Raw genomic sequence first — 13173 nt, 5'->3', positions numbered from 1 at the left:
CCGCCGATCCCCAAGCCGCTCCGGGCTGAACCCGAAAGAGGAAAACGTCAATGCAAGTTTCGCGTATCCGCGCTCTGCGTGGTCCCAATCTCTGGAGCCGCCATACGGCGATTGAGGCGATCGTCTGCTGTACCGAAGATGAGCGCAACATCGACAACCTGCCGGGTTTCGAAACGCGACTGCGCGAGCGCTTCCCGGAACTCGCCATGCTGCGACCGCTCGGTCATGACGAAGCGGTCTCCATGGCGCAGGCGCTCGAGTTTGCGGCGCTCGGCCTGCAGGCGCAGGCGGGCTGCCCGGTGACGTTCAGCCGCACGGCACAGACCGTCGAGGTCGGCACGTATCAGGTGGTTGTCGAATACAGCGAAGAGGCGGTGGGCCGGTTGGCTTTCGAGCTCGCCGAGGATCTCTGCCGGGCGGCCGGCGAGAATGCCGCCTTCGACCTCGATGAGGCGCTCGACCGTCTGCGCGAACTCGACGAGGATGTCCGCCTGGGCCCGAGCACCGGGGCCATCGTCTATGCGGCGGTGGCGCGCCGGATTCCCTACCGCCGGCTTACTGAAGGCAGCATGGTCCAGTTCGGCTGGGGCAGCCGCCAGCGGCGCATACAGGCGGCGGAAACCGACCGCACCAGCGCGGTTGCCGAATCGATCGCCCAGGACAAGGAACTCAGCAAGGTTCTGCTGCATGCGGCGGGTGTGCCGGTTCCGAGCGGGCGGCCGGTGCTCAGCGCCGAGGACGCCTGGGCCGCTGCCTGCGAGATCGGTTGCCCGGTCGTCGTCAAGCCGCAGGACGGCAACCAGGGCAAGGGCGTCGCCGTCAACCTGGCCACCCGCGAACAGATCGAAGCCGCCTACGCGATCGCCTTCGAGGTCAGCGACGAAGTCCTCGTCGAGCGCTATCTGCCGGGTCACGACTACCGCTTGCTGGTGGTCGGCGACAAGGTCGTCGCCGCTGCCCGCCGCGACCCACCGCTGGTTATCGGCGACGGCGTCCACAGCATCCGCCAGTTGGTCGAGCGTGTTAACCTCGACCCGCGGCGTGGTGAAGGCCACGCCACCTCACTCACCCGGATTCGTCTCGATGAGGTGGCGCTGGCCCGCCTGACGAGCGCCGGACTGACGGCGGAGTCCGTGCCTGCACGGGGCAGGCGCGTGGTTCTGCGCAACAACGCCAATCTGTCGACCGGCGGCACCGCGACCGACGTGACCGACGACGTCCATCCCGAGTTCGCGGCCCAGGCGATCGCTGCTGCCCAGACGATCGGCCTCGACATCGCCGGCGTCGACGTGGTTTGCGACAGCGTCCTGCGCCCCCTCGAAGCCCAGGGCGGCGGCATCGTCGAAATCAACGCGGCGCCAGGGCTGCGCATGCACCTGCAACCGTCGTTCGGCAAGGGGCGCCCGGTCGGTGAAGCCATCATCGCCAGCATGTTTGCCGATGGCGACGACGCGCGCATTCCTCTGGTTGCTGTGGCGGGAACCAACGGCAAGACGACCACCGTTCGCCTGATCGCCAGCATTCTGGGCGAGCAGGGCCTGCGTGTCGGCATGACGACGACCGACGGCGTCTACGTCGAGGGTCGGCGCATCGACACCGGCGATTGCAGCGGCCCGAAGAGCGCCAGGAACGTCCTCTTGCACCCCGGCGTGGACGCGGCGGTGCTCGAAACGGCGCGCGGCGGAGTGCTGCGCGAAGGCCTCGGCTTCGACCGTTGCGATGTCGCGGTAGTCACCAATATCGGCCTTGGCGATCACCTTGGGCTTTCCTACATCAGCACGGTCGAAGACCTTTCGGTGGTGAAACGCGTCATCGTCCAGAACGTCACGCCCGTGTCCGGCGTCGCTGTCCTCAATGCCGCCGATCCGATGGTGGCGCGGATGGCCGATTCCTGCCCGGGAACCGTCACCTTCTTCGCCTGCGACCGCAATCATCCGCTGATGGCCATGCACCGAGCGCAGCGCAAACGCGTCGTCTACCGGGACGGGGATGCGCTCGTCGCCTCAGGCGGCGGTGTCGAACATCGGCTCGCGCTGGCCGCCATCCCGGTCACCCAGAAGGGCGCCATCGGCTTCCAGGTGGAAAACGCCATGGCGGCGGTCGCCGCCGCCTGGGCGCTGGGCGTGGACTGGGCGACGATTCGCAGCGGCCTGGCCAGCTTCGTCAACGATGCACAGACCGCACCCGGCCGCTTCAACGTGTTCAGTTATCGCGGTGCCACGCTGATTGCCGACTATGGCCACAACCCGGACGCCATTCAGGCCCTGGTCAACGCCGTCGACAACCTGCCGTCAGGCCCCGGCAGCAAGCGCTCGGTGGTCATCAGCGGTGCGGGTGATCGGCGCGACGAAGACATTCGCCGACAGACCGAGATCCTTGGGAGCGCCTTCGATCGGGTCGTGCTTTATCAGGATCAGTGCCAACGCGGTCGCGCTGACGGCGAAGTCCTGGCCTTGCTGCAACAGGGCCTGCAGAGCGCTCGGCGAGCCTCCGAGATACAGGAAATCCACGGCGAGTTTCTCGCCATCGACACGGCGCTGGCGGAATTGCAGGCGGGTGACCTGTGCCTTATCCTGATCGATCAGATCGAGGAGGCTCTCGACCATATCGCCAGGCGGCTTGCCGAGGGGTAGGAGGCGTCACGACCCTCACCTGCGGCACGGCGCTCACCCTCGTCGCTTGCCGGCCGCCGCCGTGCATCAGGCCGGCGGCGTTCGCAATGCCCAGGCAAAGCTACCCGTCGCTCCGGTAAAAAGAAGTCTCGTCGCGCCGTCGGTGCGCCGCAACCGGGCCTTCAGATCCTTGCCCGTCAGCGCCGTCAGCGGTGTTTCGGCCAACCGGATGAGCAGCGTGCTGACGCGTGTTTCGCCTTCCACGCTGTCGACGGTACACGCGACCCCACTGCACGCATTTTCCTTGCTGACCCCCACCTCATCGATCTGCACGGCAAGGCCGCTTGCCTCTGCCGCCATCTCGTTCACCACTTCGCTGAGCTGACTCAGAGTACGCAGGAGAGGTGCGACCTGGGCCGAGAGCCTGCGCCAGCCGACCTGCTGCTCGGCGCTCAGGGTCAGTTCGTGGCGTCGCAACTTGCCGGCCAGCGCAAGATAGCTGGCCAGTTCCTTCTCACCGCGCAAGGCATCGATCTTCTGGCGATGTCCCGCCACCTGCGCCGTCACCGCCGCGCGTTTCTGTTGCAGGGCGGCAATCTTCGCCTCGTAGCTCGACAGGTCCGGCAAGAGAACCAGCAGGACGCTGTCAAGCTCCCGACGCGACTGGGAATGCCGTACATGGAGGGTCTTCCCGGCCAGCGCGCAGGCTTCGGCAACATCGATGCTGACGTCGTCGGCGACGATTTCGCAGTTCGTCGCGTGGCCGATGATTACCTGGCTGCCCATGATCACACAGTTGTCCGCCCGCTTGACGTTGATGCAGCCGTGCTGCGCGGTCAGCGTCGATCCCGAGGCGACGCCATCGACGAGGATGTCGCCGTCGTCGTTGCTGGCGCTGCCGCCAACCAGATTGTGCTTCAGATGGACGACCCCGCCGGCCGACACGATGTTGCCGAAGACGTCGGCGTAGGCCGTGATGCTGCGGCACTTGACGATGCGTTTCTCCTGGATCTCACCGTGCTGCTCGTAGATTTCGCCGGTGAGCAGGAGATCGCCGGTGGTGCGCGCACTGACCCCCTCATGGCTGACGATCTTGTCGGCGACCGAGAACTGGTTGGTGCGCGTGTCGATGTGGAGAAAGCCATTCACGGAAGTCACCAGGAACTCGCCATCCTTGTCGCGGCTGACGCACGTGCCGGGACCCGCCATGCTCTCCAGGTCGAAGTCCCTGGGTGCGGGCGCCGGCAGGACTTCGCCACTGATGTCACGCCCGTCGACCCCGGGAGTGCGCGGCACCTTCTTCACCAGGCGTATCCCGGCGGCCACTTGCGGATAGCGGGTTTCGAACTGGCGGAGATCGACGCGTCCCCCGAGAAGCCGGCGTGGGGCGTTGTTGCGACGCAGGCCCGCCGCCTGCTCGACCATTTCGGCGTCCTTGCCCGGCACGAATGGCCGACTGCGCGCCACCACCCGCCGCACCGGCTTGTCGAGCTGGATCGCCTCCTGAACCGCCGCGACATCGATGCCGAAGCGCACGCCCTTTTCCCAGGCACTGGCGATGAACTCATCGATGTCGAGTTGGGTGCGCGCCTCGCTGGAGTGCTGGCCGCCACCACTCACCACCTGGCGGCCATCCTCGCTTTCCTGGATCACCGTCCGATCGATCACCGATTCGAGGTAGACCGGCTGAAACATGTACGCAACCTCGCCATTCTCGATCCGCAATCCCTTGTAGAGCGCCTGGCGTTCGGGCTGAAAACACGTGATGTCGGCAGCGACGAAGACTTCGTCGGCCACCTCCTTGCCGTCGCCCGGCGGATCGTCGTAAAGGAGCGCGATGAACTGGGAATAATCGAGAGCCCGGAAGTAGAGGCCGACGCCCACCACACGATTGACGAAATCGAGGAAGTCCGTTGCCGACTCGAGGCGCGACCGCTTGACGTACAAACCACGCTCATGCTGCACGATGAATCGCGACAGCGCGATCTGTCCTTCCTCGAGGTCGGCGAGATTGCCGATGGCACTTGCAGGATGTTCTGGCATGGCGGCAAACAGATCATGGTCGGGGCTGACCCGGCACGCTCACGAGCGTCCGCTGCGTCCGCGCAGCCGCCGGTGAGGCCTGTCGAATCAGGTCGAGGGAGGGTGTCGCGCCGCACCCCGCGAGCTGCCGCGAAAACCAGTCAGGGCAGGGCACCCGGCTGATCGGTGACGCTCGTCGCGACGACACCTCCATCGCTGCGAGCGTACCAGAAACGGCCGCCGACAGCACGATCTGTGCCCGCAATCGCCTCAGAACGGAAAGGTGCAGACCTCCTGAGGGGTCGCATGTGCCAGCTGACTGCAAAAGAGACGAGCATCGGCTGCGCGCGATGAAGTCCTTGCCGCACGTCAGCCTGTCGGCGGCGGCTGCGTTATGGGAAGGATGCCCGCCGCAAAACACGTGCGACTCGCTGTGTCCTCAGGGCAAGGGCGTCGTCAACCAGAAAGTCGACAGATCCTCTTGATGAGACTACCCATGCCCAGCCCATGCCGATTCGCGCCCCTGTTGCTCTGTGTGCTCGCCGGCTGTGTCAGCCTACCGCCGGAGGGCCCGAGCGTCACTGCCCTGCCGGGATCAGGCCAGCGCTTCGAGACCTTCCGGGCCGACGACGCCATGTGCAGGAGCTACGCCCGCGAGGCGATCGGACCGCAGAGTCCTGCGCAGGCGGCCGTCGATGCCGGTGCGGCGAGTGCCGCGATCGGCACGCTTGTCGGGGCGGCGCTCGGAGCAGCCATCAACGGTTCGCGGGGAGCCGCCGTCGGTGCCGGCGTCGGCCTGCTGGCGGGCAGCACGGCGGGAGTTGGCGCTGCCAACGCATCGAGTCAGGCGCTGCAGCAACGCTATGACCAGAGTTACGTACAGTGCATGTACGCGCGCGGCCACAAGGTTCCGGTGATCGGAGGCGTCGCCGTGAAGGACGGGAGTGCCGACGGTTACCAGCCGCCCCCCCCACCACCGGCCGGCCCGCCGCCACCGCGTCCGCCCGCGGGATCCCCGCCACCGCCACCACGTTAAGCTCCCTTGCGCCTGCGCTCGCCAGCGGTCCACCACTGCGCGGCCGCCGCGCCCGCCGGGCCAACGGAACAGGCTCGCCGCAAGGAGAGCGACCGCCGGTTGCCGCGGCGAGTGGGAGAAGGGACGGCTTCTGGCGTAAACTACGCGGCCAGCCCGCCGGAAAGACTCGCCATGCCCCGCTCGATACTGAAACTGCCGCGAAACACCGTCACCACCCATCCGGTCGACCGGTCGCCAACCCGCAAGCCGATCCGCGGGGGCAGCAAGGCGACGACGAGGTGGCCACAGAAAGTGGATCGCGACAACCGCGTGCCGGCCAGCGCGGGGCAACGGCCGCAGCGCACTGATGCACCAGACAAGGGAGCCGAGGACAGCCCCACCGGCGCTCGCGTTGCCGATCAACCGGGCAAGACCGCCCGGCCTGCCCAGGTTGCCCAGGCTGCCCAGGCTGCCCAGCCTGCCAGCCCTGCCAGCCCTGCCAGGCCTGCCAAAAGTTATCCTCCACGCGGCATCGCCCGCAGTACCGGCGTGCGCGCGGCGCCGCCGGTTCGAGTTGCGCAGGACGCAGTGGGCGAGCCCTTGCCGGCGATGCTTGAAAGCAGGCCGCCACCGGCGCCGGCCGAACCAACTCCACCTGCCACGGCCATGCCGGAAGCGGCGACTGCCGGCGACCGCCAACGCGGCCTGGCGAAGGAGCCGCCACGGCTGTCGAAGCTGGTGAGTCAGCTGGCCCTCTGCTCGCGGCGCGAAGCCGACGAATGGATAGAGAATGGCTGGGTGACAGTGGACGGTGTCGTCGTCACCCGCCTGGGCGCACGCGTCAGCCCCAAGGCGAAGATCGAGATCACGAACGCCGCCAGCCAACACCAGACGGCCAGCGTCACCATCGTGTTCAACAAGCCGATCGGCGACGCGGCAGCGCCCGACGCTGGCCTTGCCGCGATCGCCACGCTCATCCGCCCTGACACGCACTGGGCTGAAGACGGCACGTGCCGTCGTTTTCAGGCGAGTCACCTGCGTGGTCTGGCCGTCGCCGGCAAACTCGACACCGAGGAACACGGAATGCTGGTGTTCACGCAGGACGGCAGCGTGGCACGCCGCCTGACCGGCGGTGGCGCGCGCCTGGAAAACGAATACCACCTGCGCGTGCAGGGCGAGCTGTCGCCCGATGGTCTGCAACTGCTCCGGCACGGACTGTCGCTGGACAACGTCAGACTCGAACGAGCTCAGGTGTCATGGCTCAGCGAACAGCAACTACGCTTCGTCGTGCATGAGAACAGAAAGCGACAGATCCAGCGCCAGTGTGAACTGGTTGGCCTGCAGGTGACGGACATCAAGCGCGTTCGTATCGGCGGCGTATCGCTCGGCAAGCTGCCGCCGGGGCAATGGCGCTACTTGCGGCCCGACGAACGCTTCTGAAGCGGAGCCTGCCGCTGTGGACCCCACGGGGGGCCCAGGCGGCGGCTGCATTGGCCAGCGAGCGGCGTTGGCAGTCAGCACTTGCGGGCGCGCAAGGCTGCCGCTACCATCTGCCGAACCCCGTGCGCGCCGTCCGGCACCTTTTGGTCGACGCGCTTGTCTGACGCCTTTGCGAAGGCAACGTCAATGCTCAACAAGCGTTTGCCACAGGACCTTGCCGGCTGGCTGATGCTCGTCAGCGATGCCGAGATCCCGATTCTTCGTCAGACGGTGCGCCGCCTGGACAAGGCTCGGCAACAGGTCGAGCGGGTCAATGGCCGCGACATCACCGACATCGTGCTGCAGGATCCACTGCTCGCCGTGCGCGTAGTGGCTTTCATCCAGTCCGTCGGCAGCAAGCACCTGCGCAGCGACATCACGAACATCGCCAGCGCCGTCATGATGCTCGGTGTCGAGCCCTTCTTCCGCACGTTCGAGAAACCACTTGCCATAGAGAGCATGCTCAGCCAGCAGCCGCAAGCGTTGCTGGGCATGCTGCAGGTCGTTCTACGCGCGCAGCGCGCTTCGCGCTATGCGCACGAGTGGGCGTTCGCCCGCCACGACATGAACGTCGAGGAAGTGGCACTCGCTGCGCTGTTGCACGACCTCGCCGAGATCCTGCTGTGGTGCTTCGCACCCGAACTGGCCATGGAGATTCGCTCGCTGCTGCACGCCGACCGAAACCTGCGCAGCGCCAGCGTCCAGCAGCAGGTCCTTGGCTTTCCGCTGGCCGACCTGCAACTGGCCCTCTGTGAGGTCTGGCACCTGCCTGCCTTGCTGACCACGTTGATGGACGACGGCAACGGGCAGTTGCCCAGGGTGCAGAACGTCAAGCTGGCCGTCAATCTGGCGCGCCACTCGGTCGACGGCTGGACCGATGCGGCGATTCCCGACGACTTCGCCGCCATCGAGAAGCTGCTTCACATCAGTCGCGAAACGCTGCTCGCACGCCTGCAGCTACCGCCCGAACTCCTTCCCGGATTGATGTCCGGGCCGGCGGCCGGGCGAAGCGCGTCGCCGAATCGCCTGGCGTGACGGCTGCCGTGCCGGAGCGTCAGCGCTGACGCACGGCCGCGCGTCCGGGCAGTTGGGCGGTCATGGCTCCGCGTGCGCCGGTTGCGCCAACGACAGGTTTGTCATCTCGCGCCGGCGGATGCCGAAATAGAGCTGGCGCGGCCGGGCGATCTTGTATTCGGGATCGGCCAGCATCTCTTCCCACTGCGCCATCCAGCCAACCGTGCGGGCCAGCGCATGGATGGCGGTGAACATCGACGGCGGCACACCGATCGCCTTGAGAACGATGCCCGAGTAGAAGTCGACGTTCGGGTACATTCGCTTGTCGACGAACCAAGGATCTTCGAGAGCGATCCGTTCGAGCGCCATCGCCAGCCTGAACAGGCGATCGTCTTCGAGATCGAGCTCCTTCAGCACCTCCTGGCACACTTCGCGCATCAACTGCGCGCGCGGATCGTGGTCCACGAACACCCGGTGACCAAAGCCCGCCAGACGAAAGCCATCGCTGTCCGGATGGGCCCTGGCCCTTGCGCGGGCCCGCGAGATGTATTCACCGAGATGCGACGCGTCGCCGATTTCTTCGAGCAAGGCCAGGCTCGCCTCACTGCCGCCAGCGTGCGCTGGGCCAGACAGGCAGGCAATCGCCGCCGACACGCAGGCAAACGGGTTGGCGCCTGAGGAACCGGCCATGCGAACGGTCGCCGTCGACGCATCGAGGCCGTTGTCGGCATTGAGCAGCAGAAGCCGGTCCAGAGCGCGCACCAGTACCGGGTTCGGCCGATACTCCTCACACGGCGTCGCGAACATCATGTGCATGAAGTTGGCGGCGTAGCCGAGATCGGCGCGCGGATTCATGAACGGATCGCCAATCGTGTACTTGTAGGCCATCGCCACGATCGCCGGCATCTTGGCGACCAGCCGGTGGAAGCTGAGGCTGCGCTGCGCGGCATCGGAGAAGTCCGCCGCGTCATGATGAAACGCCGACAGGGCTCCGACCACGCCAACCATCACGGCCATCGGATGCGCGTCACGCCGGAAGCCCTGGTACAGCTTCACCATCTGTTCGTGCACCGGCGTGTGCTCGCGAACGGCCGACGCGAAGGACTGCAGTTGCGCGGCGTTCGGTAGCTCGCCGTTCTTGAGCAGATAAGCTGCCTCGAGGAAGCCGCACTGTTCGGCAAGTTGCTCGATCGGGTAGCCGCGATAGAGAAGTTCGCCCCGCTCGCCGTCGACGAAGGTGATCGCTGTCTTGCAGCTTGCCGTAGACGCGAAGCCCGAATCGTAGGCAAAGAAACCGGTCCTGGCGCCCAGGGTGCGAATGTCGAGGCAGTCCCTGCCATGCGTGGGCGCCAGGACGGAAAAAGACACGGGGTCTTCCCCGGCAACGGTCAAAATGGCCTTGCGCTCGCTGTTCATCGCTTTCCTTTCTTTCGGTTGATCAGCATCACAGCAGACGACGGCCAGCGTGGTAGCCGGCGCGCGTCCTTACCACTCGCGGGCCAAAGCGCACCCGCTGTCAACAACCGCCAGGGCGGCTCGACGCAACTGCCGGTAGCCCTGCCAGTCTGTGGCTGCGGGCAGCGCCGGAACCTGCCGCCCCGTCTTGGGGATTCCCGCACAAGCCGCGCACCGGCTTTGTGCCGTCGATCGGTGGTGCCCTGCACCCACTCGGCGACGCCAAGCCAACGCCGACCCGTCAGGACGACGATTCCGCCCGCGACACGCCGCGCTGGCATCGCTCGGCGGACAGGCAGCGCGCTGCCGTCGGACAGTGTCAAGCAAGACGCATGCCTACCCAGACGCAAGCCTTGCACGAATTTTGCTTGGCAGTCCTGTCTGTCCGAAATGGCTTTGCGCCCAGTCGCCCTGCGAGGGCGGTCGCCGAGGTGTCATCTGCCGCGAAGCCGGTGCGGACCCTGATCAGAGGAGTTAACCGATGAGAATGCCCAAGATTCTTCCCTGGCTTGCCCGTCGAGCCACCGTGAGCGATTCCCGTGCCGCCGTGCTGTGGGACGAGGCCTGCCGGCAGGCGGCGGCAGTGACTGGCGAGCGCGACACGTCGTGCTACTGGGGCGCTGCCCAGCAGAACCTCCTGTATCTGCTGGAGAAGGAACGCTGGCGCAGCAACCCGCCGCTGGTCTGGCCCTGGCTGCTGCTGCATGACGGACTGGCATGCTGGTCACGGCTGGCGAAGCGCTGGCTGGCGCCGGTCAGCTCCGCTGTCTCGGCCTGGCCGGCCTCCGCCGGCGGTACCCGGACTGGCGGCCGTGGCGAAGGGCATGGCAGGGCCCTGTCACCCATGCCTTTTCTACCGCGCCTGGCTCTGTCCGCAGCCAGGCCGCGCGCCGCGGTAGACGCGCGATGAAAGTGGAAATGGCGCTGCACGGCACGCTCATGGCTCGCTTGCGGAGCCGCCTGCAGGATGAGCAGAAAGCGCTGCGCGATCGCTTTCTCGCCGCTGGTGATGCACCGCTGCTGCTGCACGAGCGCTGCCGTCTGGTCGACGAAATCCTGCAGGAACTGTGGAGCGAGCTTTCCTTGCCGCCCTCGCTGGCGCTGGTGGCAGTCGGCGGATACGGTCGAGGCGAGCTGTATCCGGCGTCAGATGTCGATCTGCTGATCCTGCTGCCGGAGCTACCCGGCGAGGTGCTGACGGCACAACTCGAACGGCTGGTCTGCCTGCTCTGGGACATCGGACTGGAGACCGGCCACAGCGTGCGCACGCTCGAACAGTGCCTGGAGGAGGCAGCCGGCGATACCACCGTACAGACCGCGATGATCGAGGCGCGACTGCTCGCCGGCAGTAGCACCCTGTTCCAGGGGTTTCGTTCGCTGCTCAAGGGAAGTCTTGATGGGCGCGCCTTCTTTCAGACCAAGCGCATGGAACAGGAAGATCGTCATCAGCGCTTCAGCGACACGCCCTGTAGCCTCGAAGCCAACTGCAAGGACGGACCGGGTGGCTTGCGCGACCTGCAGGTCATTCTCTGGATTGCCCAGGCAGCCGACTACGGCAGGTGCTGGCACGATCTCGAGAAGCTCGGTTTCATCACCGACGAGGAGGGGCAGCTTCTCGAACAGAGCGAGGCCTTCCTGCGCCGTCTGCGCATACACCTGCACCTGCACGCCGGGCGCCGCGAGGACCGCCTGCTCTTCGAGTACCAGACCGCTCTCGCCGAACGCCTCGGCTTCACCGCCACTGCCGCCAGCCGGTCGAGCGAGCAACTGATGCAGGAGTACTACCGGACCGCCAGGACGATCGCCCAGATCAACAGCATCGTCCTGCAGAACATCGGTGCCGCGCTTTTTCCGCTTCCGGACGAACCGCCACAGCCGATCAACGAGCGCTTCCAGAAGACGCACGATCTGCTCGACGTCGTCCACGAAGGCGTCTTCGTCGACACGCCGGAGGCCATCCTCGAGGCCTTCCTGCTGCGCCAGCAACACAGCGACCTCAATCAGATGAGCGCACGCACGCAGCGCGCCCTCTGGCGCGCGCGCGATCTGGTGGACGACGCGTTTCGCCACAACCCGGACAACCGTTCCCGCTTTCTGGCAATCATCAAGCAAGGGCGCGGCCTGGTCCTGGAACTCCGCCGCATGCACCAGTTCGGCATCCTGGGCCGGTACCTGCCCGCTTTCGGACAGATCGTCGGGCAGATGCAGCACGACCTGTTTCATGTCTACACGGTCGATCAGCACATCCTGCAGGTAACCCGCAACCTGCGCCGGTTCACGATGGAGGAGTTCGCTCACGAGTATCCGTTGTGCACACGCCTGATCAGCGATCTCGGGGATCCGTGGATCCTTTACATTGCAGCGCTCTTTCACGACATCGCCAAGGGCCGCGGCGGCGATCACTCCGAACTCGGCGCGGTCGATGCCAAGCAATTCTGCGACGAACACTCGCTCGCCCCGGAGGACACGGAACTCGTCGTCTGGCTCGTGCGCCAGCACCTCGTGATGTCCCGCATCGCCCAGAAGCAGGACATCTCCGACCCTGCTGTGGTCGCCCGATTCGCCGTCATCGTCGGCGACGAACGTCACCTGATCGCCCTCTACCTGCTGACCGTTGCCGACATCCGCGGTACCAGCCCGAAGGTCTGGAATGCCTGGAAGGGCCAGTTGCTCGAGCAATTGTTCTCCGCCACGCGGCGTTTCCTGCTGTCGCGCGAGGCACCGCCGCTGCCCGAGGGTGCCATCGCCCACCGCCAGCAGGAAGCGTTGCGCCTGATGCGCTATCTGGCGCTGCCCGACGCGGCACACGAGCGTCTGTGGAAGGAGGTTGACACGGTGTATTTCCTGCGCCAGACGGCCGAGGAAATCGCCTGGCACGCCGATACGCTGCACGACTGCGTCGACAGCGCGCAGCCGGTCGTCAAGGCCCGCCTCAATCCTTTCGGCGAGGGACTCGAGGTGATGGTCTATACGCAGGATCAGACCGACCTCTTTCTACGCATGGTCGGCTTCTTCAGCCGTGCCGGCTACAACATCGTGGACGCCAGAATCCACACCACCCGCCATGGCTACGCGCTCGACACCTTCATCCTCTTCGACATCAGCGACCGTGACAGCGATCGCGCAATGATCACCTACGTCGAGCACGAACTCGCCGAGCGGCTGTCTCACCAGGCGCCGGTAGACGTGCCGGCGACTGGGCGCATCTCCCGGCAGGTAAAGCACTTCCCTTTGCAACCCCTGGTGAGCATCCAGCCGCTGGTCAGCCTCGAACCCGACGAAACCGGGAAACTGTTCGTGCTCACCGTCGTCGCTGCCGATCGCCCGGGATTGTTGTTCATCGTCGCCAAACAGTTGGCCGAGCACCATGCCAATCTGCACACCGCCAAGATCGCGACGCTCGGCGAGCGGGTGGAAGACACCTTCCTGATCAGCGGTAGCGAACTCGAGGAAAGCGCTGGCCGGGTCCGCCTGGAGACCGATTTGTTGAAGCATCTGCAGATCTGAGTCGGCCAGCCACCGCTGCGCTGCGCACCAACGAAGGGCATGCATCGCCGCCAGACCGCTTTCAGGACG

Annotated in this window: 8 protein-coding genes; 6 read left to right on the top strand and 2 right to left on the bottom strand. The window is 66.1% G+C overall.

Translation table 11 applies throughout. The features are described from left to right. Nucleotides 1-50: 50 nt before the first annotated feature. Nucleotides 51-2633, top strand: a complete 2583-nt coding sequence (gene cphA / locus CAP2UW1_RS19285; RefSeq protein WP_015768303.1) for a cyanophycin synthetase — start codon at nt 51-53, stop codon at nt 2631-2633. A gap of 66 nt (nt 2634-2699) precedes the next feature. On the opposite strand, the gene CAP2UW1_RS19280 is transcribed toward cphA, so the two are convergent. Continuing rightward, nucleotides 2700-4655, bottom strand: coding sequence for a flagellar assembly protein A (locus CAP2UW1_RS19280; protein ID WP_015768302.1), 1956 nt, complete (start codon nt 4653-4655; stop codon nt 2700-2702). 475 nt (nt 4656-5130) lie between these two features. On the opposite strand from CAP2UW1_RS19280, the gene CAP2UW1_RS19275 reads away from it, so the two are divergent. From CAP2UW1_RS19275 to CAP2UW1_RS19265, 3 genes are all read left to right on the top strand, one after another. Continuing rightward, nucleotides 5131-5670 (top strand): glycine zipper family protein, encoded by a 540-nt coding sequence (locus CAP2UW1_RS19275; protein WP_015768301.1) that lies wholly within the window; start codon nt 5131-5133, stop codon nt 5668-5670. Between the two features lie 171 nt (nt 5671-5841). Then, nucleotides 5842-7089 carry a pseudouridine synthase gene (locus tag CAP2UW1_RS24800; RefSeq protein WP_015768300.1) on the top strand — a complete coding sequence of 416 codons (1248 nt, stop codon included), beginning with the start codon at nt 5842-5844 and terminating at the stop codon, nt 7087-7089. Between the two features lie 186 nt (nt 7090-7275). Continuing rightward, on the top strand, nt 7276-8163 hold the full coding sequence (locus CAP2UW1_RS19265) for an HDOD domain-containing protein (RefSeq protein WP_015768299.1): 888 nt from the start codon (nt 7276-7278) through the stop codon (nt 8161-8163). 60 nt (nt 8164-8223) lie between these two features. Here CAP2UW1_RS19265 and gltA read toward each other — a convergent pair whose 3' ends face one another. Continuing rightward, nucleotides 8224-9558: a citrate synthase gene (gene gltA / locus CAP2UW1_RS19260; protein ID WP_015768298.1), complete on the bottom strand. Its 1335-nt coding sequence runs from the start codon at nt 9556-9558 to the stop codon at nt 8224-8226. A 520-nt stretch (nt 9559-10078) separates the two neighbouring features. Here gltA and CAP2UW1_RS24140 point away from each other — a divergent pair. After that, nucleotides 10079-10507: a hypothetical protein gene (locus CAP2UW1_RS24140; RefSeq protein ID WP_015768297.1), complete on the top strand. Its 429-nt coding sequence runs from the start codon at nt 10079-10081 to the stop codon at nt 10505-10507. Then, nucleotides 10504-13104, top strand: a complete 2601-nt coding sequence (locus tag CAP2UW1_RS19250) for a [protein-PII] uridylyltransferase (protein ID WP_015768296.1) — start codon at nt 10504-10506, stop codon at nt 13102-13104. The genes CAP2UW1_RS24140 and CAP2UW1_RS19250 overlap by 4 nt, the downstream gene beginning before the upstream one ends. Nucleotides 13105-13173 lie beyond the last annotated feature (69 nt).

The sequence above is a fragment of the Candidatus Accumulibacter phosphatis genome (assembly GCF_000024165.1).
In the GTDB taxonomy this organism is placed as follows: Bacteria; Pseudomonadota; Gammaproteobacteria; order Burkholderiales; family Rhodocyclaceae; genus Accumulibacter; species Accumulibacter phosphatis.
Note: the sequence above shows the minus strand (reverse complement) of the source record. Positions and strands in the feature narration are given on the sequence as shown.

Coding starts and splice junctions, on each gene's coding strand:
- CAP2UW1_RS19250 (WP_015768296.1), top strand. CDS start 10,504: ATGAAAGTGGAAATGGCGCTGCACGGCACGCTCATGGCTCGCTTGCGG.
- gltA (WP_015768298.1), bottom strand. CDS start 9,558: ATGAACAGCGAGCGCAAGGCCATTTTGACCGTTGCCGGGGAAGACCCC.
- CAP2UW1_RS24800 (WP_015768300.1), top strand. CDS start 5,842: ATGCCCCGCTCGATACTGAAACTGCCGCGAAACACCGTCACCACCCAT.
- CAP2UW1_RS24140 (WP_015768297.1), top strand. CDS start 10,079: ATGAGAATGCCCAAGATTCTTCCCTGGCTTGCCCGTCGAGCCACCGTG.
- CAP2UW1_RS19280 (WP_015768302.1), bottom strand. CDS start 4,655: ATGCCAGAACATCCTGCAAGTGCCATCGGCAATCTCGCCGACCTCGAG.
- CAP2UW1_RS19265 (WP_015768299.1), top strand. CDS start 7,276: ATGCTCAACAAGCGTTTGCCACAGGACCTTGCCGGCTGGCTGATGCTC.
- CAP2UW1_RS19275 (WP_015768301.1), top strand. CDS start 5,131: ATGCCCAGCCCATGCCGATTCGCGCCCCTGTTGCTCTGTGTGCTCGCC.
- cphA (WP_015768303.1), top strand. CDS start 51: ATGCAAGTTTCGCGTATCCGCGCTCTGCGTGGTCCCAATCTCTGGAGC.